Annotated in this window: 26 protein-coding genes; 15 read left to right on the forward strand and 11 right to left on the reverse strand. The window is 52.3% G+C overall.

Going from position 1 to position 23,482, the window contains the following annotated elements; all coding sequences use genetic code 11:
* Positions 1-146: 146 nt before the first annotated feature.
* Positions 147-410 carry a hypothetical protein gene (locus tag FJ147_16280; protein ID MBM4257438.1) on the reverse strand — a complete coding sequence of 88 codons (264 nt, stop codon included), beginning with the start codon at positions 408-410 and terminating at the stop codon, positions 147-149.
* Between the two features lie 341 nt (positions 411-751).
* Between FJ147_16280 and FJ147_16285 the strand changes: the two genes are divergently transcribed.
* Together FJ147_16285 and FJ147_16290 are read left to right on the forward strand one after the other, a co-directional pair.
* Positions 752-1,750 carry a hypothetical protein gene (locus FJ147_16285; protein ID MBM4257439.1) on the forward strand — a complete coding sequence of 333 codons (999 nt, stop codon included), beginning with the start codon at positions 752-754 and terminating at the stop codon, positions 1,748-1,750.
* Between the two features lie 511 nt (positions 1,751-2,261).
* Entirely contained in the window at positions 2,262-3,194 is a 933-nt protein-coding gene (locus FJ147_16290) for a hypothetical protein (protein MBM4257440.1), read from the forward strand.
* Positions 3,195-3,239: 45 nt separating this feature from the next.
* Here FJ147_16290 and FJ147_16295 read toward each other — a convergent pair whose 3' ends face one another.
* The 4 genes from FJ147_16295 to speA form a co-directional block, all read right to left on the reverse strand.
* A complete protein-coding gene (locus tag FJ147_16295; GenBank protein ID MBM4257441.1) occupies positions 3,240-5,063 on the reverse strand; it encodes an Hsp70 family protein in 1,824 nt (607 codons plus the stop codon).
* Between the two features lie 82 nt (positions 5,064-5,145).
* Positions 5,146-5,718, reverse strand: a complete 573-nt coding sequence (locus FJ147_16300) for a DUF2760 domain-containing protein (protein MBM4257442.1) — start codon at positions 5,716-5,718, stop codon at positions 5,146-5,148.
* Positions 5,719-5,953: 235 nt separating this feature from the next.
* Positions 5,954-6,922: a threonylcarbamoyl-AMP synthase gene (locus tag FJ147_16305; GenBank protein MBM4257443.1), complete on the reverse strand. Its 969-nt coding sequence runs from the start codon at positions 6,920-6,922 to the stop codon at positions 5,954-5,956.
* A gap of 85 nt (positions 6,923-7,007) precedes the next feature.
* Positions 7,008-9,008, reverse strand: coding sequence for a biosynthetic arginine decarboxylase (gene speA, locus FJ147_16310; GenBank protein ID MBM4257444.1), 2,001 nt, complete (start codon positions 9,006-9,008; stop codon positions 7,008-7,010).
* Positions 9,009-9,605: 597 nt separating this feature from the next.
* Between speA and FJ147_16315 the strand changes: the two genes are divergently transcribed.
* From FJ147_16315 to FJ147_16365, 11 genes are all read left to right on the forward strand, one after another.
* Positions 9,606-10,622: an agmatine deiminase family protein gene (locus tag FJ147_16315; protein MBM4257445.1), complete on the forward strand. Its 1,017-nt coding sequence runs from the start codon at positions 9,606-9,608 to the stop codon at positions 10,620-10,622.
* Positions 10,623-10,801: 179 nt separating this feature from the next.
* Complete coding sequence (locus tag FJ147_16320) at positions 10,802-12,160, forward strand: PDZ domain-containing protein (GenBank protein MBM4257446.1); 1,359 nt, start codon at positions 10,802-10,804, stop codon at positions 12,158-12,160.
* Between the two features lie 149 nt (positions 12,161-12,309).
* A complete protein-coding gene (locus FJ147_16325; GenBank protein ID MBM4257447.1) occupies positions 12,310-12,513 on the forward strand; it encodes a cold shock domain-containing protein in 204 nt (67 codons plus the stop codon).
* A gap of 86 nt (positions 12,514-12,599) precedes the next feature.
* A complete protein-coding gene (gene ligA / locus FJ147_16330) occupies positions 12,600-14,612 on the forward strand; it encodes an NAD-dependent DNA ligase LigA (protein ID MBM4257448.1) in 2,013 nt (670 codons plus the stop codon).
* 4 nt (positions 14,613-14,616) lie between these two features.
* The gene (locus tag FJ147_16335) at positions 14,617-14,922 is read left to right on the forward strand and encodes a DUF4258 domain-containing protein (protein MBM4257449.1); all 306 of its coding nucleotides are present in this window, start codon (positions 14,617-14,619) and stop codon (positions 14,920-14,922) included.
* Positions 14,904-15,128: a DUF2283 domain-containing protein gene (locus tag FJ147_16340; GenBank protein MBM4257450.1), complete on the forward strand. Its 225-nt coding sequence runs from the start codon at positions 14,904-14,906 to the stop codon at positions 15,126-15,128. Before FJ147_16335 ends, FJ147_16340 begins: the two co-directional genes overlap by 19 nt.
* Positions 15,129-15,836: a prolyl 4-hydroxylase subunit alpha gene (locus FJ147_16345; protein ID MBM4257451.1), complete on the forward strand. Its 708-nt coding sequence runs from the start codon at positions 15,129-15,131 to the stop codon at positions 15,834-15,836. It begins immediately after the preceding gene.
* Positions 15,837-15,993: 157 nt separating this feature from the next.
* Entirely contained in the window at positions 15,994-16,269 is a 276-nt protein-coding gene (locus FJ147_16350) for an acylphosphatase (GenBank protein MBM4257452.1), read from the forward strand.
* 98 nt (positions 16,270-16,367) lie between these two features.
* Positions 16,368-16,661, forward strand: coding sequence for a hypothetical protein (locus FJ147_16355; GenBank protein MBM4257453.1), 294 nt, complete (start codon positions 16,368-16,370; stop codon positions 16,659-16,661).
* A 301-nt stretch (positions 16,662-16,962) separates the two neighbouring features.
* Positions 16,963-17,676 (forward strand): DUF3179 domain-containing protein, encoded by a 714-nt coding sequence (locus tag FJ147_16360; GenBank protein ID MBM4257454.1) that lies wholly within the window; start codon positions 16,963-16,965, stop codon positions 17,674-17,676.
* Positions 17,677-17,679: 3 nt separating this feature from the next.
* On the forward strand, positions 17,680-18,396 hold the full coding sequence (locus FJ147_16365) for a DUF3179 domain-containing protein (protein ID MBM4257455.1): 717 nt from the start codon (positions 17,680-17,682) through the stop codon (positions 18,394-18,396).
* A 127-nt stretch (positions 18,397-18,523) separates the two neighbouring features.
* Here FJ147_16365 and FJ147_16370 read toward each other — a convergent pair whose 3' ends face one another.
* Both FJ147_16370 and rsmI read right to left on the reverse strand, forming a co-directional pair.
* Positions 18,524-19,267: an inorganic pyrophosphatase gene (locus FJ147_16370; GenBank protein ID MBM4257456.1), complete on the reverse strand. Its 744-nt coding sequence runs from the start codon at positions 19,265-19,267 to the stop codon at positions 18,524-18,526.
* Positions 19,264-20,106: a 16S rRNA (cytidine(1402)-2'-O)-methyltransferase gene (gene rsmI / locus FJ147_16375; GenBank protein MBM4257457.1), complete on the reverse strand. Its 843-nt coding sequence runs from the start codon at positions 20,104-20,106 to the stop codon at positions 19,264-19,266. Before rsmI ends, FJ147_16370 begins: the two co-directional genes overlap by 4 nt.
* Positions 20,107-20,292: 186 nt before the next feature.
* Here rsmI and FJ147_16380 point away from each other — a divergent pair, with 186 nt between their 5' ends.
* Together FJ147_16380 and FJ147_16385 are read left to right on the forward strand one after the other, a co-directional pair.
* The gene (locus FJ147_16380; GenBank protein MBM4257458.1) at positions 20,293-20,904 is read left to right on the forward strand and encodes a hypothetical protein; all 612 of its coding nucleotides are present in this window, start codon (positions 20,293-20,295) and stop codon (positions 20,902-20,904) included.
* Between the two features lie 25 nt (positions 20,905-20,929).
* Positions 20,930-21,661 carry a PilZ domain-containing protein gene (locus tag FJ147_16385; protein ID MBM4257459.1) on the forward strand — a complete coding sequence of 244 codons (732 nt, stop codon included), beginning with the start codon at positions 20,930-20,932 and terminating at the stop codon, positions 21,659-21,661.
* A gap of 6 nt (positions 21,662-21,667) precedes the next feature.
* Here the strand turns inward: FJ147_16385 and FJ147_16390 are convergent, their stop codons facing one another.
* The 4 genes from FJ147_16390 to FJ147_16405 all read right to left on the reverse strand — a co-directional run.
* A complete protein-coding gene (locus tag FJ147_16390) occupies positions 21,668-22,450 on the reverse strand; it encodes an SDR family oxidoreductase (protein MBM4257460.1) in 783 nt (260 codons plus the stop codon).
* Positions 22,451-22,487: 37 nt separating this feature from the next.
* Positions 22,488-22,904, reverse strand: a complete 417-nt coding sequence (locus tag FJ147_16395) for a hypothetical protein (protein MBM4257461.1) — start codon at positions 22,902-22,904, stop codon at positions 22,488-22,490.
* Between the two features lie 3 nt (positions 22,905-22,907).
* The gene (locus tag FJ147_16400; GenBank protein MBM4257462.1) at positions 22,908-23,321 is read right to left on the reverse strand and encodes a hypothetical protein; all 414 of its coding nucleotides are present in this window, start codon (positions 23,319-23,321) and stop codon (positions 22,908-22,910) included.
* A gap of 38 nt (positions 23,322-23,359) precedes the next feature.
* Positions 23,360-23,482: hypothetical protein (locus tag FJ147_16405; GenBank protein MBM4257463.1), on the reverse strand; the 123-nt coding region annotated here is incomplete at its 5' end.

The following is a 23,482-nucleotide window of genomic DNA, read 5'->3' on the forward strand; positions in this document are numbered from 1 at the left end:
GCGCTTGGAGGTGGTGCGCCGTTCGGCAGACGCCAAAGGCTTTACCGTGTTGCCCCGCCGCTGGGTGGTGGAGCGGTCCTTCGGTTGGCTGGGGCGCTAGCGGCGCTTGTGTCGGGACTTCGAACATACCACCGTTTCCAGTGACGCTATGGTGTACTTGGCCAGTATCCGGCGCACGCTGCGGATGGTGACGACGGAAAATACGAATTAAAAAACACTTTCTTATAGAAATCCTGCGGTGTGAGCAGAGCAACACATTCTACGATGTCGGATTCCTCCAAGCCCAAAACAGCGGCATCTTTGAACGCTTGCCGGGTAATCACACGCGAATTCGGACTCTTCACCAATCGCTTCACTGTCTGCAGGTTGAAGTGTGGTTTCTTTTTTTCCACCGCTTGGTATCGTATCATCGTGATACCAGGCTTTTCAATCAGGCACCCATATGACCACCACACAATCTGCCGATGATCGGGCGGGAGGCAACGAAGGATCGCCTCAGACCACCACTATAGCAATCATCCAGATCTTGGTGTGACCGCGATGTCGTATCCCTCTCCGAGGCAACTTCAGCATTGAGCGCACTAAGGCACATAGCAGTTTCACCACCAAGTCATACAGAGATTTCCGCTTCTCTCGTTAGCGATTTTTCGACTTGACACTTGCAGGGGGGGGGTGAGTAAAAGTCCGCCTATCAGAGGAGACTTTCACGGCGATATGAGATAACTTAAAGTGATCAGTAAGGGAGGGAGTTATGGTCCGGCGTACAATCTTTCTCGGCTTGCTCTGTACAGTAGCCTGGTTTTCTCTCCAACGGCTAGAAGCGCAAAACCAAGTCTCGCCTGTACCAGACGGTTCCCAACCACCGAAGGAGCCTCCTCCCTTCGCCTCTCCAGAAGTTCAACAACGCGTCCTGGACGTGTATCGCCGAAATCAAGAAAAGTTGTTTGAGAATCCCGATGTGCTCGGAGTTCTTCCGTCCGCGGATACCGGAGAACTCTGGATTGAAACTGATCGTCCCGATCTGGTCCCCAAAGAGGTGGAAGGTATCCCTGTTAAAGTCGACATCATTCAGGTTCTCCCTCCGCCCCCTGGCGTGATCGTCCTGAAACCCGGTGGTATCAGGGAGCCTCTCAAAGACGCAACTAGCTGCCCTAGCGGATTTGAGGAACATCGCCGTTATCGGTGGCGGTTTTGTCAACCTACCAATGACTTCCAACCTTTCCCTCTAGACATCATGAGACCGCCGCATCCACCTATTGCCGGGATTCCTTACGAGAAAGCCCAAGACATTATACAACGTCACTTTGAGTTTTTTAGAAACCTACCTGGTATTCGGGGGTTCACCCTAAGAAAAGATGGAATCGCTGTCGAATCAACGCAACCTGAGCTTGTACCAAAAGAAGTCGAGGGTTTACCAGTATACTTGGAACCTGTCCAAAGTATTAAAGAGTCAAGCCATACGGCCACTTCCCCAGCAATTCGCCCAGTAGTCGGAGCAATAGCAACAGATGATCCAGCATGGCCGTGTGATCCCGTGACGCACCTTCCCAACAGCTTGGGAGGCACCCTCGGTGGGATTGTCCTTGTAGACGGCAAACCGTGGGGCCCTACCGCCGCCCATGTACTTTATAGCTGTTCGACTACCGCTACGTGTCCGCCTTGCGATTTACCAGACAATTGTCCGCCAAATGCGGTATCTTCTATGAGTCTATGCCCCCATTATCAAGGACCAATCCTGGCTCAACCTTAATATCCCCTGCCCTGCTTCTAGTTCTGCTACACTTGGTCGTGCCTCACGATATACTCGAGTTGAAGGGCAGACGCTCACAACCGACGCTGCTGCTTTTTTTCTCGATAATGACACCACCGAAGGAAACGGCTCTTTACTCGTAGATCGAAAGCTTCGTGATTATGGTCCGTTCAAAGGCACCATCAGTAACCCTCCTATGAATGGAGATGGGATTCTTATCGTTGGTTCTTTTGACACCCCCGGAGGCGGACACCAAGTAGTGGGAACCGTTTTCGATGCTGCAAGAGTCTTTACTACTATTGAACACCAAAATACGAGCTGCTGGAATGGGCTATTCATCTACTCACAAGACGACTTGGAGTATACCTCTACTCGCCCTTTGATAGGTGGAAACAGTGGGGCTCTAGTTCTCAATGCATTGGGCGAGGTTGTTGCTCTACACCGTTGGTCGTTTGGACCCGTCGCCGGCCTCTATCATGGAGGTGGATCTGAGATCCAGAAGGTTAAGACCGTGCTCGGCTTCAATAGTTTCTACGGGTCTCAAGCAATCAACGACAACACTATTGGTCTTTTCCGTCCGAGTAACGCCTTGTGGTCTCGCGACAACAGCAATGGCAAATTTGATGGCTGCGGTGCTGAACAGTCGGATGGTGATCCGACAAAGGATTTCTGTTACGGTGTTTTCGGCGCCCCAGGAAAGAATGATATAGCAGTTACGGGCGATTGGGATGCTGATGCAAACAAGACTGTAACCCTCGGTGTCTACCATACTGATCAGACCGCGTGCCCGAACACTGCCTCCCAGTGTTTCCGGCTCAGCAATTCTAATTTTCCTCCTTCAACTAGCAGCGTGATTCATACCGGGCCAGCGAGTTTTGGCTATAAACCAATAGTAGGACAATGGGTAGGTCCGAACCCCGGTCGCACCAAAGTAGGCGTTTTCCGGTCCAGCACGGGACAGTGGCAGTTAGAAAATGGGAATGGCACCGTAGACGCTTGCACTATCGATTACTGTTTTGATACTTACAACGAAGCGAACCCCTCGGACCCGTCGCCCAGCAATTGGACTCGCCCTAATGACCTCCCCATCGCTGGTGACTGGGATGGTAACGGGACAATAACGATTGGCGTCTTCCGGCCAAGTAATGGAACTTTCTACTTCAGCAATACAGCGTTAGGCGTAGGAGTGCAGCCGTTGCTGAGCGTGAGTTCATTCGCAGTCGATCCTAACGTCAATCCAGACTACATGCCTGTCGTGGGTAACTGGACCGGTACTCCAGGTGATAAATTAGGGTTGTTCAAATCGAGTATTAGTCGATGGTATCTGGACAATGGCAATCTGAGTTGGCCTAGTTGTGCAGAAGATCAGTGTTCGACGTTATATACTGGCACGGCTGGCGACAATCCGGCGGTCTTTGGTAATTCAATCATTAAAGCCAACTGACGACGCTCGGGGCACGGCGTGCCGTGCCCCGACTTTCATGAGTTCCTATTCCTCACCAGCACTACGCACGTTGAATTCGAGCTTCCAACGGTGAGTCTCGTCACGAGACACTGCCCACAGTTCCAGCGTTCCCACTTCGGTCAGGTGCACCTGTAAGCGTGCGGGAATCGTCACCCCTTCTTGGCCGATCCAGGAGAGTGTTGTTTCCATCGGGGTCAGCTCTTCGATGTCATCACCAGGCTCTTCAATCAGTGTTCCAACCCGATCCTCACGTCGCGTCGTTGACCCAAGAAAACGAAACTGCGCGGGTTCGCCAACAACCAGACCAAACTCTTGCCCCGGAATATCACTCTCTGTTCCTTCTTCCATACCGAACGGCGCAACACACAGTGCTTTCAGTGGAGCAGCCATCCCTGGCACTGCAGGCATTGAGGTCTCGATACCAATGTAATACGACCGCGCTGCGCCACCACGGATACGCACGCCTTTGCCACGTCGTGCCAGGCCATAGTACGCCGCACCGCGGGCAACTGCGTGATCTAAGTTCGTGCCTTCTAGTGCCCGCAATGCTGGACTTCCTTCTTGTGTCAGCCAGCCATCGAGCACATCAACCAGCCGTTGACGTAACAACTGCGCCTTCATGACGCCACCGTTGAAGAGAATAGCCGTCGGATGCGCAAAGCTCTGGGACTCGCTCGCAGCTTCTTTCTGACGGGTTAAGAACTTGGCGAGATGACGTGTGACAGCCGGGTCAGCGGCATAGGGAAGCCCCATTTCCTGCAAGCCAACACGGCGGCCTGATTTCGGCATGTCGTTGGCCTCGCAACGTGGGAAGAAGCCATCAACCAGCGTCGTTTCGACTTCCTCATACGTCAGGTCGGTCTTAATCGATCCACCGATCACACTGCTACCACGACCAAGAATGGCAATCTGTTGTTTCTTGGCCGCATCGGGTTGCAGAAGGTTCTCTTTGGCTACGCGACAATTCTGCCACAAACCACGCATTTGTCCGGCGTCGAGCTTGGTTCCTTTCGCTGACAGCTTCTGCTGGACAGCATAGGCCAAGGCGAGATCCATGTTGTCGCCACCGAGGAGGATGTGCTCACCAACGGCCACACGATTAAGGGCTAGATCACCGCCTTCGTCGGAGACTGCAATCAAACTAAAGTCAGAGGTTCCACCACCGATGTCGCTGACGAGAATCACGTCACCGACTTTGACTTGCTTACGCCAGCGCTCCCCGGCAGTTTCGATCCATGAATAGAAAGCCGCTTGCGGCTCCTCCAATAGCCGCACGGAGGGCAGTCCTGCCTGTTCAGCAGCCTCCACAGTCAATTGACGAGCGGCGGCATCAAACGAGGCAGGAACAGTCAGAAACACTTCTTGTTGTTCGAGCACAGCCCCGGCATCTTCCCTCGCCATCACTGAGTTCCAGGCCAGGCGCAGGTGAGCGAGATACTGGGCTGAGACTTCTAGCGGCGACATTTTCTTGAGGTCTTCACCACCGCCCCAAGGAAGAATCGGCGCGGTACGATCGACACCAACATGACACAACCAAGACTTCGCCGAAGAAATTAGTCGCCCTGGGACTTCCGCCCCACGCGTGCGTGCGAGCGTCCCTACGGCAAAGGGCAAGTCATCAGACCACGGCAGGGTGAGACTTCCTGCGGGAAACTCGCGAGCGGTCGGAAGGTAGAGGAACGAGGGTAGCAAATCGCGCTCTTCAACATTTCCCGGAGTCACAAGTTGTGGGACATGGAAGAGCTGGATCGGTGGATTGTCAGTCTCTGAGGTTTGAGTATCAACATAGGCCACTACACAGTTGGTAGTGCCGAGGTCAATGCCGACGATGTAACGGGGAGAAGGCATAATTAGGAATTAAAAATTAAAAATGAAGAATTAAAAATGGAAAACAGGAGGAGGCTTTTTATAATTATTCACTCTTCACCGTTTACGAAATTTCCACTTCCGCCGGGGCAACAATCTTGGTGTCTTGTCCAGCAGGCTGAGCCGGTAGCTTTACTTGTTTGGCACGCCAGCCAGCATGACGTAGTGTACCACGAAATGGCGGCTCGCCAGTCACATTACCGGTCAGCCGAATCGCGGAGGGATCAAAGTCCGCAGGCACGGTCACTTCGTCACCTTCATTCCCACTCAAAACCGGCTCCAATGTCAGGTGTTCAGATAAAATCTGGCGACAGCCTTCGTGAATCGCACGTACGGCCGCACCAATCTGGCCATCATCATAGGCAGTAATGTCTTCACGCAGGAAGTCCACCAGCCGACCTTCTCTTTGCAGCAAACCAAGAAATTGTATTGCCGCACCAGATGTTGGCTTTGGTGGAGCTGCAACTTTCTTAGGCTCGGTAGTTGCCTGCACCGGCGCCGCTTCTTGCGTTGGTTCTCCACTCGTCACCAGTTTCGGGAGAGTCAGAAGTAGTAATAAACCGACAAGCAGCGGAGCCCCAAGGAAATAATAATTGTAGTTAATGCACGCCGAGAGTTCGGATAATCCACGAGTCATGCTCGGCATATCCGTCACGGGAGCACCGATCGAGCAGGTGCCGAAAGGAGCTTCGTGCAGCATGTAGTAATTTCCTGCTGCCAATGCTCCTAAGAGCAGAATGACGAGAATAAACGCAAACGGTTTGAGTTTTGGTCGCATAGAAAAATGGCGGGCACAGCCCGCCCTACTCTTTCGTTATGTTGATTTTCTGTTTCGGGGTGAATATAGGATGAAGCGCGAGTAATTTCCAGCGCTATGCCGCGGCCCGTCGCAACCGATCCATAATCGCTCGGCCAAGCCCGTGCTCGGAAACCGACTCAGCAATCACGCGGTCAAGTCCGAGATTATCTAACCGGCGTAAAGCAGCAAACAAGTTCGCAGCAGCTTGGACGAGGTTCCCATCTCGTGACAGGAATTCCACCGTCGCATACCCTTCAACCGGTCGTGGCTTCAACAGCAAGAGCCCGACTCGCTCTCCAGACTGCGGACGTAGAAGAGGTGCTCCCGCAGCAATCAATGACAGTGGCACTCGGGGAGCATAGTGGGACGCAAGCGTGCCAGGCGATCGGCGGTCAGGATGGGTCGTTGCTCCGACCTGCACAGGGCCAATAACGGCCTCAATCTCTTCGATCGCAACTCCACCTGGTCGGAGAATCACCGCTTGTTCTTCAGTGCACGCACACACTGTCGACTCGACTCCAACCGTACACGGCCCACCATCGAGAATCACCTCAATTTTGTCACCTAGCAATTCCTGCACATGCATAGCCGTCGTCGGGCTGACATAACCAAAGGGATTCGCACTCGGTGCAGCAACTGGCACGTGAGCCTCGCGCAACAAAGCAAGGGCAACAGGATGGGCAGGGACACGAAGAGCAACAGTATCAAGCCCAGCCGTCACCAGATCAGGAATGATAGACTGCTTGCGCAAGACCAGCGTCAGCGGCCCTGGCCAGAAACGATCCATCAGGGCAACCGCTCGCTCATCGATATCAGTTGCATAGCGCGGCACGTCTGCTTTATCAGCCAAGTGCACAATCAGTGGATCAAAGTGCGGGCGATTCTTGACCGCGAACACCCGTGCAACAGCTTGCGCATTCAGCGCGTTGGCCCCAAGGCCGTAGACGGTTTCTGTGGGGAAAGCGACCAGCTCGCCATTACGGAGGGCTTCAGCAGCATCACGAATAATGCCTGGATCATTGCCATTAACAATCGTGGCCATGTTGAGGCTACCAGCATGCAGCTATCAGCTTTCAGCCAGACGCTGCGCAGTCCTTCATTCTGAGCCGAAAGCTGACCGCTGACCGCTATTTTTCAAGTGTAAGATACGTATAGCTCCCAAGCGCGGCTTCATACTCTCGCATGAGTTGGTTTCCCAGCTCAGGTTTGAGTCCTTCACGAGTAATCCCCTCAGACACACGATTACGAAACTCCGCGGTCAACTCTCCACGTTCGTAACCAAATACTTTCAGGACGCCCTCAATTTTATGTCCAGGCGTGATTTTGGTGATGTGGCAGTTGCCTTTGCCATCGGCCACAACGAACACATCATGTACATGGCCAAAGAGATTGTGATAATCACCCATCACGTCCTGATAAGCACCGGTAAAGAACACCCCCAAGTAATAGGGATCACCATTCAGCGCGTGGAGTTCGAGTTCGTCTTTGATGTCACGTAAGTCAATGAAATTATCGATCTTGCCGTCAGAATCGCAGGTGAGATCCGCAAGATAGCCTTTGCGATCCGGCGCTTCGTTGAGGCGGTGAATTGGCATAATCGGAAAGAGCTGATCAATCGCCCACGAGTCCGGTATCGATTGAAAGACCGAGAAGTTACAAATGAACTTGCGCGACAGCATGCGCTCGACGTCTTCAAACTCTTCGGGCATGTGTTTGGCAAGTTTGGCGCACTTGATCGCTCGCTCGCATACCCCCCAGAACAACTCTTGTCCTAGTCCACGATCTTCCAATGACAAATAGCCAAGGTTGAACAGCGAGAACATTTCATCGCGGCGCTCGACGACATCGTGGTAATATTCGCGGTAGTTCTTACCATTGATGCCGGTATATGACTCATACATCTCTTGAATAACCTGCGGCTTCTTCTCCATGTTGGAGAGACGCAATGGGCCATTAGTCAGCGCCAACTCATTCACCACATTGAAGATCAACACCGCATGCGGTGCCGCAACCATGCGCCCGTTCTCAGTCAACACCATTGGCTCACGCACGTCTTCGTTTTCACAGACCTCTTTGATCGAGTAGATGATCGCGTTCGCGTACTCTTGCACGGAGTAGTTCACACTCGACTCAGAGTTAGTGCGGGAGCCGTCGTAATCGATACCTAACCCGCCACCGACATCGAGGTAATCGAGATTGGTGCAATGTTTACGCAGCTTGGTGTAGGTCCGCGCTGCTTCCTTGACCGCTTCACGAATGCGTTTGATATCGGTCACCTGCGAACCAATATGAAAGTGGAGAATGCGTAAGCAGTCCACCATCCGTTCATCAGACAGCGCTTGAATGCACTTCAGTAGATCTGTCGTCGTGAACCCGAACTTAGAGAGATCACCACTCGATTTCTCCCATTTGCCACTCCCGCGCGACGAGAGCTTGAGGCGCAAGCCAATGAAAGGACGGACTTTCATCTTCTTGCTCAGCTCTACCAACAAACGCATTTCAAAAAGGCTTTCGAGGACGATGAGAACTTTCTTGCCGATCTGTTTGCCCATCAGCGCAAGCTTCAAATAGTCTTCATCTTTAACGCCATTGCAGATGATGGGCGCCTCTTCTCGTTTTGTCAGTGCTAAAGCGACAGTGAGTTCGGCTTTGCTCCCCACTTCAAGACCCAGGTTATAGCGGTCGCCGAAGTCGAGCACCTCTTGCACCACCTCTTTGAGCTGGTTCACCTTGATGGGAAAAATCGGAAAATACTCCTGCTTATACTCGAACTCTGCAATTGCCGACTTGAACGCGCTCGCGAGCTTCTTGATCTGATAATCAAGAATCTGCGGAAACCGTAGGACCACTGGAGTCGATAGTCCTCGCTTCTGCACTTCGGTGATGACATCCTTCAGGGCAATGGGCGTGCCACGGGTTCCTTCAAACGTCAGTACGACCTCACCTTCAGGATTCACATCGAAATACTCACTGCCCCAGTTGCGCACACCGTAGAGGTCGATTGTTTCTTCCAACGCATTACGCTTCGCCGATGGACGAGCGCTACTCACAGTCCGTTTTCCTCCAGGGACTGCAGCCACCAGACGGGGTTCTTTTGCCGCACGCGAACTTGCTTTTGCTACTGCCATGGGTACACGTACCCTCCTTGGGTTATCAGCGAACAGCTTCTCCACCAGGAACAGGAGGTTATTTCCTCTGCTCCCTTGTTCTTTGCGAGGCCTCCCTCGCATCCAGTACTGACAATCGTAGAGAAAGGAAACAGCCGCAACAGGAAAAAGTAGCGCGCGCCTCTCGTCTTTGGAGAGAACACGTCGATGCAGAATGTGCTGTGACGCTTATCAACGGCGTTCGTGCTGCCCCTATCAGTGTGAGATGATTCCCCCTTATATAGAGCCTTTGATTTCCGCTGTCAAAAGGAGGAAGAAAAATTTTGCTATATCGTTCAAGCAGGTTGCGCCATTGACGTCTGCTGATGATGACTTACAATCTGCCTCGGGGAGAATTTCTGCAGACTGAATGAATATACGAGATTCCTATTTGAAGTGTGGATTGAGGAGCGATTGTCCCGCAGTGTAGACGCCCTCGACAGGGTGTCTCTACAAAGACATCTCATCTATTGTCCTCGGCTACTTTTGGTACAGTTCATTTAGGAAATCTCTATTGGGATCGCTATGCCACAGCCATCACCCATTCCAAATATCACTCCGGCGAGTCTCGGCTATCGCATGCCTGCTGAGTGGGAGTTGCATGAAGCAACCTGGCTTGCCTGGCCCCATAATCTTGATACCTGGCCAGGGAAGTTCGACTTGGTACCTGACATCTATGTCGAAATTGTTCGCGCTCTCCATACTCACGAGCCAGTCAATATCTGCGTGAATGACGCCGAGGATGCCGTCGAGACCCGGCTGCTCCTCAAGCGTGCGGAACTCGACCTCAGTACGGTCCAGTTTTGTGAGATTCCCACCAACGACACCTGGGCACGTGACCACGGACCAATCTTCCTCTGTCGATCCCTGGAAGAGAAACGAGAGTTAGCGATCACAGATTGGATCTTTAACTCTTGGGGTGAGAAGTACGGGCCGTGGGATCTTGACGATGTCGTACCTCAGAAAATCGCGAAGATGCTCGCGCTACCGATCTTTGAACCCGGTATTGTCCTCGAAGGAGGCTCTATCGACGTCAACGGACGTGGGACCTTACTCACGACAGAAGCATGTCTCTTAAATCCGAATCGCAATCCAACGCTGAGTCGTGTAGAGCTTGAGGCCTATTTACGTGCGTATCTCGGGGTGACAAAAATCCTTTGGCTGGGAGACGGCATTGTCGGAGACGACACAGATGGGCATATCGATGACTTAGCTCGCTTCGTCAATCCCACAACCGTGGTCTGTGCACTGGAAGATGACCCTGCAGATGTCAATTATGCGGTGTTACGAGATAACTTTGAGCGTCTGCAACAGATGACCGACCAAGACGGAAATCCATTGCGAGTCGTCCCCCTCTGTATGCCAAGCCCTGTCGAGTATGATGGCAACAGACTTCCAGCCAGTTACGCCAACTTCTATATTGCGAACAGCGTCATCCTTGTTCCAACATATGACTGCCCTAATGACAAACGTGCGATGGTTACCCTGCAAGAACTTTTCCCCACCCGGCACGTCGTTGGTATTCCCTGCACTGATCTTGTGTGGGGGCTGGGCGCGATTCACTGTATTACGCAGCAACAACCGGCGCTGTATTAGACTCGTCTTAAGCGGCGTGACCGTCGCGTACACTGTCATGCTGAATTCGTTGTTCTCTGTCATGCTGAGCAAAGCGAAGAATCTCTCTGAGCGACCCTTCACTGCGTTCAGGGTGATAATATCAAGGTCATACTTTTACGACGCTTGATTGAGGAAATTTCATCATTTTTCTAATAGCTATGAATCACTACCTCTGCTTTTTTTCTCCCTGCCTGCGCACTCTTTGGATGTTGATGCTCTCGCTTTTCGCTGTCAGTCCGCTCTGGGCCCAGGACGTGAGTCGTCGTAGCCCAGTGGTCATAGCAGTCCAGAAAGCCAGTCCAGCTGTGGTCAGTATCTTTTCCTCACAAGAAGTTGAACGACCCGCGAATCCGTTTGGCGGGAATCCGTTTTTCGAAGATTTCTTTCGCGATTTCTTTGAGCCATTTCCTGATCGTCGCACTGAGCGCAGCTTGGGGTCAGGCGTCGTTATCCGTGCCGACGGTTATATTTTGACCAACGAACACGTCGTGTTGCAGTCCGGCAAAGTACAAATCCAATTGTCGAACGACCGCAAGCTCAATGCTCGTCTTGTCGGAGCCGATTCAGATTCGGATCTTGCGGTTCTCAAAGTCGATGACGCGAAGTCATTGCCGTATTTGCCGCTTGGCACATCTGAAGACTTAATGATTGGTGAGACCGTCATTGCCATCGGCAACCCGTTCGGCCTCTCGCATACAGTCACAACTGGTGTTGTCAGTGCCGTCAATCGCTCGCTGAACACGGGGGAGCGAACGTACTACGACTTCATTCAAACGGACGCCTCGATCAATCCAGGAAATTCCGGCGGGCCCTTGCTCAACATCAAAGGGGAACTGGTCGGTATCAACACCGCGATTTATGGTAAAGCCCAAGGGATTGGCTTTGCCATTCCTATCTCCCGCGCGAAACGTATCGTTGAAGAGCTGATCAGCCACGGCGCAGTCGAGCCACCGTGGATCGGACTCGCTATCCAAACCTTGACTCCCGAACTGGCCCACCATTTTTCCCTGAAGGAAAAACAGGGTGTGTTGATTCGGGGAGTCGAACCTGGAAGCCCTGCGGCTACTGCAGGCTTACAACGCGGTGATGTGCTCACGAGTCTAGATGGCAAGCCGATACAATCAAGCGAAGAATACCTCCAACGTGAGCGTGCCTATAATACCGGAACCAAGTTGCGCTTTCGTCTCTCGCGCAATGCACAAGAAATCGAAGCCGTTGTCGCTGCCGGACGATTTCCCCAGGAGAAAGCTGATGAGCTAGCCTGGAAACTCCTCGGTCTTGCCGTTGCAGAAAATAAAGATGGGCTTGCCGTGACAAAAGTTCGCAACCGCAGCCCGGCAGAACGCATTGGGTTCGCTCGTGGAGATCTGATTCTGGGAGTTGCTGGCAATCAAATAAAGACGCTGGCTGAGTTTCGTCGTAAAGTGATTGATGCACGCATGAGCCAAGGACTGTTACTGTCAGTTGGTCGTGCACACAGCGTGTACCACATTACGGTCCCCCTTGATCAGGGATGATTTTTTCGTTCTGAGCATCACAAAGAGAGTCTCATTGAACGAGCGCTTTTTCTTGACAAATTTGTAGGGAACCTCTACTCTTAGTGAGCAAATCTTGACGCACACCGGGTTATTCCCTGGGAGGTTGGCGGAAATGAGGAGGAGGCTGTATGGCGAAGGGGAAGGTCAAATGGTTTAGCAACGTAAAGGGGTATGGGTTCATTGCCCAGGACAGTGGAGAGGATGTCTTCGTGCATTACTCTGCGATCCAGGAAGAAGGCTACCGCAGCCTCAATGCTGGAGAAGAAGTACAATTTGAACTGACTAACGGGGAAAAAGGACTTCAAGCGCAAAACGTTAGCAAAGTCATGTAAGTGTTGTTCGTCCGTCCCTCGTAAGGCCACTTGGGGAGTTTTCCAAGGGGCCTTTTTTTTTTGCTCTGATCTGTACAATACCCTCCATGCCAGCGGATACATCAGTCAAAGCCGAAGTTGAACGTCTGCGTCAAGAACTAACCCTTCACAACTATCGCTACTATGTGCTCGACGATCCACTTGTCAGCGACGCCGAGTATGACAAGTTGTTTCGTCGTCTCACAGAGCTTGAGAAACAGCACCCAGAGTTACAAGACCCCACATCACCCACGCAAAAGGTTGGTGCGCCGCCACTCTCAGCATTCGCACAAGTTCGCCATTCGCTGCAGATGCTCTCGCTCGCCAATGTGTTGAGTCGTGAAGAGATGCAGGAGTTTGAAGAGCGGATTCATCGCTTCCTCAAAAATGAGGCACCAATCGAATATGAAGCCGAACCGAAGATCGATGGCGTGGCCGTTGAGGTGGTGTATGAAAATGGCAAACTGGTCGTAGGCTCGACACGCGGCGATGGGGTAACTGGTGAAGACATCACCGCCAACCTCAAAACCATCCGATCGATTCCGTTGCGCTTGTTGTCACAATCTCGCTACCCAATTCCGCGCGTGCTAGAGGTTCGCGGAGAAGTATATCTTCCCACCGAACCGTTTCGCCAACTCAATCGCGAACGTGCAGCCGCCGGCGAGCCGATATTCGCTAATCCACGTAACGCCACGGCGGGGTCGTTAAAACAACTCGACTCCTCGGTTACCGCCAAACGACCGCTTGATCTCTTTTGTCATGGTGTCGGGCGTGTCGAAGGGGTCTCCTTTGCCACGCACTGGGAGTTTACCGAGGCCCTGACCGGTTGGGGACTCAAACCGGTTCCCTATCGCCGCGTGTGCCGTAATCTTGACGAGGTCTTCGTCTTCTTCGATGACTTAGAGAAACGTCGCGACGATCTTCCTTTCGAGATCGATGGGACAGTTGTGAAAGTGAATAGCTTCACCCTGCAACGTCAGCTTGGTGAAATTTCGCGTTCGCCCCGGTGGGCAGTAGCCTACAAATTTCCGGCTCGCCAAGCGACAACGAAGATTCTGAACATTGTTCCGCAAGTTGGACGCACTGGTACGTTAACCCCTGTCGCCGAGATGGAACCGGTCGGCATCGGTGGCGTGACGGTTCGCAACGCCTCGTTACACAACATGGATGAGATCACCCGCAAAGATATTCGTATTGGGGACACGGTAGTAGTCGAACGAGCGGGTGATGTCATTCCCTATGTCGTCAAGGTCATTAACGAGAAACGCACCGGACGTGAGAAAAAGTTTGTCATGCCAAGCCAGTGTCCAGTCTGTGGAGCAGAAGTCGAACGCGAGGAAGGTGAAGCTGCGTACCGCTGCACTGGCCTCGCGTGTCAGGCCAAACTGAAAGAGAGCCTGAAGTTCTTTGGCGCGCGTGGCTCGATGGATATCGAAGGGCTCGGTGAAAAGATTATCGAGCAGCTTGTCGACAAGGAGCTAGTACGTGATGCAGGAGACCTCTACCACTTGAGTAAGGAGCAGTTTGCGTCACTAGATCGTATGGCCGAAAAATCAGCGCAGAACCTGATTGATGCGATCGAAAAGAGTAAAACAACTACGCTTCCTCGTTTTATTTCTTCACTCGGAGTTCGGCACGTCGGCGAAGCGACAGCCAAGCAACTGGCAGAACACTTCGGTGACCTTCCACACATACTGGATGCCAGCGAAGAACAGCTCCAAGCAGTTCGCGATGTCGGACCAGAGGTCGCACGCAGCATCGCCCATTTCTTCGCACAGAAACAGAACCGTCGGGTCATAGATAAACTACTGAAAGCAGGAGTGCATTTCCCGAAAGTCACAGCCAGACGTGACGGCAAGTTCAGCGGTCAGACGTTTGTACTCACCGGGACACTCGCCGCTATGACCCGCCCAGAAGCGCAGAAACATATCGAAGCGCTCGGCGGCAAAGTGTCGTCGAGTGTTTCGAAACTCACGACCTATGTCGTTGCTGGTGAGGAAGCTGGCTCCAAGCTCGATCAGGCACAACAACTGGGAGTGAAGATTGTCGGTGAGGACGAGTTTTTGCGGATGATCGAGTAACGGCATGTTCAAGGTACTGACCCCACTCGGATTTTCTGTCCGTTGCTCAAAGGAATGGTGGGCCTACATCTCAACAGTGAAACATCCGGTCCTCACGGATCGGCTAGATAATGTTGTGACAACTCTTACTGATCCCACAGAGATACGCCGCAGTATAAAGGATCCGGAGGTACTTCTCTTCTATCGAACTGTCACCCCTCGGTTCGTAGGTGCAGTTGTCCGCAAAGAAAATGAAGAGGGCTTCTTGATCACGCCATATCCGGCGGATAGCCTCAAAAAGGGAGAGGTTGTATGGAGCGCATCAAAGTAATTCACGATCAAGTTGGCCATACACTGACCATTTGGCTGGGTGATCCAATGCAAGAGTATGCAAGTACGCTTACGGACGACGAGGTCGTCGTCATGAAGGATAAGGACGGGCGGGTTTTAGGATTCGAGGTACTGTACTACCATCCTGCCAGTTCTGAGGCTGGCCTATCGGTCGAAGCGACAATACAGCCCCCGCTGGGGCGTTGAATGACCATCAAAAAACGCCTCGAAAGTCTTGACTGGCAAGCCCTCGAACAATCTCTTTGGGATCGAGGGTACACCAAAACTTCCCCCCTGCTCACGCCGGATGAATGCAGCAAATTGATCGCTTTATATGACAAAGACGAAAAGTTTCGCAGTCGCACCAACATGGCGCGGCATCAGTTTGGTCTGGGTGAGTACAAGTACTTTGCCGATCCATTGCCACCATTGGTTCACCAACTTCGTGAACACTCGTATACGTTCCTTGCGCCGATGGCCAATCGTTGGATGGAAGCCCTGCGTATTCCCGAACAGTATCCACCGACACTAGTGGAGTTTCTCGACTACTGTCGAGAACACGGACAAACTCGTCCCACCCCGCTGTTACTCTCCTACGAAGCAGGTGGCTACAACTGTTTACATCAAGATTTGTACGGCGCAGTCGCGTTCCCGTTGCAGTTGACGTTTTTCTTGAGTCGTCGCGAGCAAGACTACACTGGCGGTGAGTTTCTGCTATTTGAACAACGCCCGCGCGCCCAATCTCGCGGTGAAGCGATTGCGAATGAACAAGGCGAGATGCTCATTTTCACCACTCGCTATCGCCCCGCATTGGGCAAACGCGGCTATCATCGCGTGCAGGTACGGCATGGAGTCAGTACGATTACCTCTGGGTCACGCTACACACTTGGCGTGATCTTTCATAATGCGAAGTAGGCCGACCTCCTCATGGCCGTAGTATCCCTTCCCATCACTGTGCTGGTGGCATTTTCTCGCAATGAGTCGGGAACGGGTTGCGCCGTTATTGCTGCGTGCGCGCATTACCTGCTTGGCTCTCGCACCTCAACATAATTCCGTATAGAAAAGCGAGAGCATGGTTCAGCGCATTCATGTGATCGTACAGGGGCGAGTACAAGGCGTTTATTTTCGCGCTTCAACTCGTGATCGTGCCCGTCTCTTGAGGCTGGCTGGCTGGGTACGCAATTGTCCAGATGGGAGCGTTGAGCTGATTGCCGAAGGTGAAAAAGAGCAACTTGAACAGCTCATTACTTGGTGCCGCGAGGGACCACCAGGAGCGAGAGTCTCGGCTGTCAATGTTGAATGGCAGGAAGGAAATAACGAGTTCGCAGGATTCGTAGTCAAATACTAAAAGGTAAGAGTGAAGAGTGAAGCGTGAAGCGTTTCGGAAAATGAAAAAGCTTGTCCTTCCTCATAATTCTTCAGGCTTCACCACAAAAGGGAGGTTCTATGCCAGAAAAAATCAACACAGTCACAGGTACCTGCACCCCACAGGAATTGGGAACCACGCTAGTGCATGAACATTTGCTTATTGCCTGGTCTGGCTGGGAAGCGGATAGCGTCGTCGTCAAAGAGTTCAAGCGCAATGAAGCCATGACGATATGCGTTGATCGTCTCAAAGAGTTGAAATCGCTTGGTGTCGGGACCTTTATGGACCCCTGCCCATCAGATTTAGGGCGCGACCCTGAGTTTATGGCTGAGGCTGCGGTGAAGTCGGGCCTGCGGGTGATCTGCGCCACTTAGGGTTTTCACCAGAGAAGCCGTAGCGTGCGCCATGCGTACGGGCATCGAAACAGGAGAGCGCATCGTGCGCGCAGCACACGCTACCCTAACTGAGTGCAACGCTGGGGTCGCAGAGAGATTCTTCGCTCCGCTCAGAATGACAGGTGCGAGAGGCCGCAGCGTAAAGTGTACGAATGTTCGCGGGTCCGATTTAGCTTCAAGTTCGACGTACAAAGGGGCGAGAGACAAAGCACAAGCACTCGGAACTTTGTCTGCATAAAGGTAGTTAGAAAACGTATGACCACAGTGCCAAGGAGGGCGTATGACGTGCCGGAACTCGTTACGATCATCAACCGTGCTTTCTTTCCCCTTTTCTTCCCGTCTTTTCACTTTTGTTCTTCCCTTTTTCACCGTTCTCGTTCTTCTCCTTGTCCCCTTTTCTCTTCACAGTCATGCTGCGCAACGAGATGAACTCCTCGTCGATGCGTTGGTCGCGAACCTGACCCACCCGAGTCAACATTATCGTGTCGAAGCGATACAGGCCCTCGGCGAATTGAAGAACCCCGCGGCAATTCCAGCGCTCATAGAACTCTTACGTTTCAACGAACTGTTTGGCATCTCACCGGTACCGGTTTTAGAAAAGCTCACTGGTGAAAAGTTTGGCGAGGCATGGGACAAATGGCACGAATGGCTGCAAGCACATGAAGAAATTCGTGCCAACAAAAATTTTCTCGCCTGGAAAGCGAACGTCTATACACGTATCGATCCTGCGTTTGAGAATTTTCTTTATCCAGGTGTCCCCTATCGCCTACGGCTTGAAGAAATGGTCTGGGGTGGAGTGCGTAAAGATGGCATCCCTGCCCTGACCAATCCTAAGCATGTCAGCCCTGGGGAAGCGAAGTATCTCACCCCGCACGAACCCGTTTTCGGTGTCTCCATCAACAACGATCATCGCGCCTATCCACTGCGTATCCTTGATTGGCATGAGATGTTCAACGATGTCGTCGGTGGAAAGGCAGTGACCCTGTCGTATTGAACGTTGTGCGGATCAGGGATCCTGTACGATACCACCGTGAGTGGGACGACATATACATTCAGTTCTTCTGGGTTTCTCTATCGCAGCAACAAGCTGATGTATGATCATCAAACAGAAAGTTTGTGGCACAACTTGACCGGTGAGCCGGTCGTGGGATCGTTGGCGAAAAGTGGGCCGAAACTCAAAGTTCTTCCGGTCACCATTACTAGTTGGGAACAATGGCTGCGCGATCATCCCGATACGAAAGTGCTCGACATCAATACTGGCCATCAACGTGACTACACGCCTGGTCAGCCGTATGGCAATTATTTCTCGAGCCCGAAAACGATGTTCCCGGTGTTCCCGCGCGATCAGCGGCTTGCAACCAAAAGTTATGTCTTCGCTCTACAACTCAAGGGACAACCGAAAGCGTACCCACTGGAAGTGATAGGAAAGAAAAAAGTCATCAACGATTCGCATGCTGGCGTGAATCTGGTGCTTGTTGGCGACGCTGACACCCGCACCGTTCGCGCATATGAACGCAGCACTCATACGTTTACCCTCGGAACGACAATAGGCACCCTTGTCGACCAAAGGAGCGGAGAAACTTGGAACAGTCAGGAAGAACAGTTAGTAAACTCGAAAACAGGAGAGAAACTCCCTCGCCTTGGTGGGCATGTCTCTTATTGGTTTGGTTGGTACGCATTTTACCCGAAGACGGAGGTTTACCGGGAAGAGTGAAGAATGAAAAGTACAGAGTTGAAAAAGGAAAAGGGGGAAGGGAACAAAGCCTTATTTCTTCATGCTTCATGCTTCATGCTTAACTCTTAACTCTTCACTCTTCACTCTTAATTGACTCTCCTCCTGCTTACTTCTTCCGTTGGCGTGCCGAATCTTTCCCGTCTGGCAGCGACGCGGTCAGCGTCGCTTCGGGATCACCAAACTCTTCGCGGTAATCTCGGAGACTGCGACGAATCACTTCATGAGCATCATGCTGGTCATACACATGCGTCACCTCGACACGACGCTCGGTTGCATCGGGTGCATCTTTATAGGTCAGAAAATAATGGCGCAGTCGCTCCACTAGCGTTACCGAACAATCGGAAATGTTGCGCCAGTTGCCATAAACGGCGTCATCACGCATGACGGCAATGATCTTATCGTCGGCCTGATTGCCATCGATCATGCGCAATCCGCCGATCGGAATCGCCTGCAGTAGAATGTCCCCGCGTGGAATGGTCTTCTCCGTCAGCACACAGATATCGAGCGGATCTCCATCTCCGACAATTCCCGGGCGGCCCGTCTTGTCGACACAGAATTGTCCGACGTGTTTGGCGCAAAGGGTACGAGGAATAAAACCATACAATGTTGGGCAAATGTTCGAGTACCGTTGCGGACGATCAATCTTCAAAATTCCGGTGGCCTTATCGATCTCGTACTTGACCGTGTCGGTCGGCACGATCTCGATATATGCCGTCACTGCCGAAGGTGCATCTTGCCCGACCGGCACCCCATGCCACGGATGTGCCTTAAATAGCAACCCGAGAAGTTGAGAAATTTTCTTCGTCGCCTGCCTGCTCTCGCTGACTGACTCTCGTCGTGGGCGGTTCATTGCTTGCTCTCTTTCAGTCGGACGCCAAGCGCGTAGACTTCACGTTTCGGCACTTTACGTCGTTCGCTCACAGTCTGAGCGATTTCTTTAAGCGACAATCCTTCTTTTTCCAAGAGTTGGATTTCCTCCACTAAGGACAGGGGTTCCTCAGTGAGTGTAGTTCCATCCCATCCACTAACGAGTAATGCCACTTCTCCTTTCACCTCACGTCCTTGTAGCATCTGCCTGACCTCGCTCACCGGTCCACGTCGCACCTCTTCGTACATCTTTGTCAGTTCTCGCCCAATGACGATGTCGCGGTCGCCAAAAATTTTTTCGATATCACTCAGTGTCTCAAACAACCTATGAGGGGACTCAAAGAATACCAACGTGCGCTCTTCATGCTTGAGACGTTCGAGAGCTTTTTGCCGCTGTCCTGGTTTTGCCGGCAGAAATCCCTCAAAGATGAACGTGTCGGTCGGCAATCCGCCAACGCTCAATAATGCTGTTAGGGTCGAGGCGCCAGGCACAGGAACAACGGGGACTCCTGCTTCCCATGCACCTTTGACAAGACGGAAGCCTGGATCGGAAATAGCCGGTGTGCCGGCATCACTCACAAGGGCAATACGTTTTCCCATCTGTAATTGCTCGACCAATACCGGCGCTTTCTCCGCCTCGACCTGATCGTAATAACTCGTCAGTGGAGTGGAGATCCCATAATGGGTTAGTAATTTCCGGGTGTGCCGCGTATCTTCGGCAGCAATCAGGTCAACTTCTTTCAAGACGCGAAGCGCACGAAGGGTGATATCTTCGAGATTACCAATAGGTGTCGCCACCACATAGAGAGTACCGCGCGTCATAAGAAGAGGACAATAGAAGATAAGGGGCGAATTGTTTTCCTGAACAATGCGATCAAGCCCACCAGTGAGGACCTTAAAGCGGAAAAAGGGAGTCGTAAAGGCTCACCGTTGATTGCGACAGCTCTCGGCTGCCAGCGCTAAAGGTTTTTTTGTTTTTTCCGACGTTCAGCAATACTATGGCGCTTTTTGATTGGATTCACTCATCGGCAGGAAACCATCCACGCGATGTGTCGAGTCGAGAAACAGAAGCAGGATGGAGAAATTCTTCGCCTCAGCATTACCGCTGAGATAGGAAAAGTACCATTGCTTGGCCTCAAGGGAGGTACCCATGGACATTGTGAGATCAACAATAGGATCTTTCCGTTTCGGGTTGTCCATGTCGCCTTGCCTATCGTTGAGGTAGAGATTTTTTCTCACCAAGCACAGCAGGTTCACCGTCAGTTATTGCGTATTCCGGTGTCGTTCGCGGTCCGCTTCCGTCACGCGAGCACTCCTGGGGCATGGCAATCGGGAAAAGGGATCGACATCAGCGCCGGAGGTTGCTGCTTCGCGTTCTCCTCCCCGCATTTGCCAATCTCGGGAACGCAATACGAACTCGACATGACCTTCTCTTTGCCGCACAGAGACCAGGAACAACTTGCAGTCACAGGCGAAGTCCGTTGGAGCAAAAGAACCAATGGAGAGGTTCACGTCGGGATCGAGGTCCACGACCCAACCCAGCGACGGGACTTGGCAGTCTTAGTTTCAGAACTTCAGCAGTCGATGGCGCGGCATCCCACCGACTATTTGCTCACCTAAAGGCAGGTACGAAGGGAAAACTGGCATGACAGCACCGTTTCTCAACTGGGTTCGTACTGGATTCCTCGCTCATTTACGCAGCAAACCCATACAGGGAGGCGCCATTCCGCCTGATGCGTCTTCACGACTGTGGCGTCCGACCGGAATTGTCCCAGGAGATTTCTTGCACAAAGGAACTGCAGTGCGTGCCATGTGTCGCGTCGAGAAACGACAAGACACACGGATGCTTCTTCGGGTCACTGCAGAAATGGGCAAAGTTTCGCTGCTGGGATTAGCCCGAGGAACACCAGGCCACCTGGAACTTGATGATCGCCTCGTGCCGTTTCGGGTCGCTCGGGTTGTGCTGCCACAGATCGAGGTCTTCACTTTTCCCGATCAGGCACGTCCAGTTCTACGTGAATGGTTACGGGTGCCCGCATCCTTCGCTGTCCGTCTCCGCCGTCAAGGATCGACGGGATTGTGGATCTCTGGACAAGGCGTGGATCTCAGTGCTGGCGGATTTTGTTTTTCCCTGACTCCACCATATGTGCCAAGACAGGGCGATGCCTACGATATCGACATGTTGTTAGATCTTCCCCGCGATGGCGAGGAACGCGCACAACTTGATGCCCACGTGCGATGGGTGAGGGGCGAAGGCAACGACATCTATGTGGGAGCGGAAACGTCTCAGGTGGCACAGAAAAGACTCCTCACCAACGTGGCAACCCAATGGCAGCGAGCGTTGACGCGATCTCCAGAGGATTATTTGCTCATATAATGAACCTCAGCCCATAATTCCCGGATTTGCTCCACCATCAATCGTGATATTCGCGCCGTGAATGAACGCGGCGCGTTCGGATGCCAGGAAAAGAATCAGATCGGCGCATTCCTCAGATTTGCCGACACGACCAAGCGGCGTCATTTTTTTCAAGGCTTCTTCCCGACTCGCACCTGCAGGTCCAAACGTCGAAAGAAATTTCTCCAATCGTTCGGTGAGAATTGGCCCTGGGTTGATCCCGACAACACGGACACCGTGTTTAGCCCCCTCATCGGCCAACGCCTTGGTAAAGTGATTCACGGCGATGTTGGCAGAACCGCCAATCATATAGCTTCCCATCGGCTTCAAACCACCAGTGCCAGCGACATTGATGATAACGCCCCCACCTTGCGTATGCATCTGCGCGAGCACTTCGCGCGCCATCCGCATGTAGCCAAAAAACTTGAGCGTCCAGTCATCCGTCCACGCTTCATCTGGAAGAGTGAGGAAATCCCCTGGACGTGCACTGCCAGCATTATTCACTAAAATATCGACACGTCCGAAAGTCGATACGCAACGAGCGACCACCGCCTTCACATCTTCACCTTTGGTGAGATCCGCTTGCATACCGACGATCCGCCCTTCACCCTGTTTTCCCGCCTGACGTACCATCTCTTCGAGAGCTTCTTTCCCACGAGCACAAATCAGTACCGACGCTCCTTCCACAAGAAAACCCAGCGCAGTAGCTTGTCCGATCCCTTTACTGCCACCAGTCACAATTGCGACTTTGCCATTGAGGTTGAGTTGCACGACCCCTCCCTTTTTCGCAGCGAAGCTCTCTTCGTTTTCAGATAGGCTTGAACTTTGCCAGTTTCACTCCTGGTTCGTGTTCTTCAAAGACGACCTGGACCGGCATATCGATGCGAATGTCTTCATTCTTCACACCAACCAGATTCGTGACCATCACCAAGTCAGGATCTTCATCGAGTTGCACTTGCGCCACGTTATACGGCACTTTATTCACTGCTGCTGGATGATTCGGGTGCGTGATGATTGTCCATGAATACACTTTGCCCTTGCCGCTGACTTTGGCCCATTCGTGGTCCATCGAGTTGCAGTGCGGGCACATCGGACGCGGTGTCCAACGAAACTTCTTGCAGCTCATACACTGCTGCATCACTAGTTCACCGCGATTACACCCCGCCCAAAATTCCTGCGCGTCAAAATCCGGCAAGGGGCGGGGAAAGTTTACCGCATCAGCCATTCTTCAATCCTCCTTTGTCGATTGTTCTCGTACTGAGTTCACGAACTCAAATTCAACTTCATAGTAATGTCGCGTTCGCTCACTTTCTTTCACCGTTCCCATTTCGCGAATCGCAGTGATACGACGCTTGCGCTCAGGATATGGCTCACTCAATCCGTAATCTTTTGTTGATGAGAGAATCGAATACACTGCCTCTTTCTGCATCTGGCGATAGATGAGGCGATCAGTCACTTCACCAACTTTCGGTGGTGGTCCATCGAACTCCCATTGCCCGCTACGTTCGGTCGACGACAGGTATCCAACGCCGCCGTTATGTTTCTTGTTACTGAAGGTTGAGACACCACCGGAGAACGTACAGGCAGCCTGGCTGACCAACCACACACTCACCACACAAAGAAAAGTGCGTCGCTGTAACATGGCTCTACGTTAGGCATGGGCAAGAATTAAGTTGCCGATTAAGAGCGAGGAAGAAGCGTATAGTTCCAATCGCCATGAAACTTACCGGGTTTGATATTGAGCGCTTGAAACTCATCGTCGGAGACCTGTAGGCCTTTGGGATAATCGTTGGCGTCCAAGGT

This window comes from Deltaproteobacteria bacterium, assembly GCA_016874775.1.
In the GTDB taxonomy this organism is placed as follows: Bacteria; Desulfobacterota; Binatia; order Bin18; family Bin18; genus VGTJ01.

Coding starts and splice junctions, on each gene's coding strand:
- FJ147_16280 (MBM4257438.1), bottom strand. CDS start 410: ATGATACGATACCAAGCGGTGGAAAAAAAGAAACCACACTTCAACCTG.
- FJ147_16285 (MBM4257439.1), top strand. CDS start 752: ATGGTCCGGCGTACAATCTTTCTCGGCTTGCTCTGTACAGTAGCCTGG.
- FJ147_16295 (MBM4257441.1), bottom strand. CDS start 5,063: ATGCCTTCTCCCCGTTACATCGTCGGCATTGACCTCGGCACTACCAAC.
- FJ147_16300 (MBM4257442.1), bottom strand. CDS start 5,718: ATGACTCGTGGATTATCCGAACTCTCGGCGTGCATTAACTACAATTAT.
- FJ147_16305 (MBM4257443.1), bottom strand. CDS start 6,922: ATGGCCACGATTGTTAATGGCAATGATCCAGGCATTATTCGTGATGCT.
- speA (MBM4257444.1), bottom strand. CDS start 9,008: ATGGCAGTAGCAAAAGCAAGTTCGCGTGCGGCAAAAGAACCCCGTCTG.
- FJ147_16315 (MBM4257445.1), top strand. CDS start 9,606: ATGCCTGCTGAGTGGGAGTTGCATGAAGCAACCTGGCTTGCCTGGCCC.
- FJ147_16320 (MBM4257446.1), top strand. CDS start 10,802: ATGAATCACTACCTCTGCTTTTTTTCTCCCTGCCTGCGCACTCTTTGG.
- FJ147_16325 (MBM4257447.1), top strand. CDS start 12,310: ATGGCGAAGGGGAAGGTCAAATGGTTTAGCAACGTAAAGGGGTATGGG.
- ligA (MBM4257448.1), top strand. CDS start 12,600: ATGCCAGCGGATACATCAGTCAAAGCCGAAGTTGAACGTCTGCGTCAA.
- FJ147_16335 (MBM4257449.1), top strand. CDS start 14,617: ATGTTCAAGGTACTGACCCCACTCGGATTTTCTGTCCGTTGCTCAAAG.
- FJ147_16340 (MBM4257450.1), top strand. CDS start 14,904: ATGGAGCGCATCAAAGTAATTCACGATCAAGTTGGCCATACACTGACC.
- FJ147_16345 (MBM4257451.1), top strand. CDS start 15,129: ATGACCATCAAAAAACGCCTCGAAAGTCTTGACTGGCAAGCCCTCGAA.
- FJ147_16350 (MBM4257452.1), top strand. CDS start 15,994: ATGGTTCAGCGCATTCATGTGATCGTACAGGGGCGAGTACAAGGCGTT.
- FJ147_16355 (MBM4257453.1), top strand. CDS start 16,368: ATGCCAGAAAAAATCAACACAGTCACAGGTACCTGCACCCCACAGGAA.
- FJ147_16360 (MBM4257454.1), top strand. CDS start 16,963: ATGACGTGCCGGAACTCGTTACGATCATCAACCGTGCTTTCTTTCCCC.
- FJ147_16370 (MBM4257456.1), bottom strand. CDS start 19,267: ATGAACCGCCCACGACGAGAGTCAGTCAGCGAGAGCAGGCAGGCGACG.
- rsmI (MBM4257457.1), bottom strand. CDS start 20,106: ATGACGCGCGGTACTCTCTATGTGGTGGCGACACCTATTGGTAATCTC.
- FJ147_16385 (MBM4257459.1), top strand. CDS start 20,930: ATGACAGCACCGTTTCTCAACTGGGTTCGTACTGGATTCCTCGCTCAT.
- FJ147_16395 (MBM4257461.1), bottom strand. CDS start 22,904: ATGGCTGATGCGGTAAACTTTCCCCGCCCCTTGCCGGATTTTGACGCG.
- FJ147_16400 (MBM4257462.1), bottom strand. CDS start 23,321: ATGTTACAGCGACGCACTTTTCTTTGTGTGGTGAGTGTGTGGTTGGTC.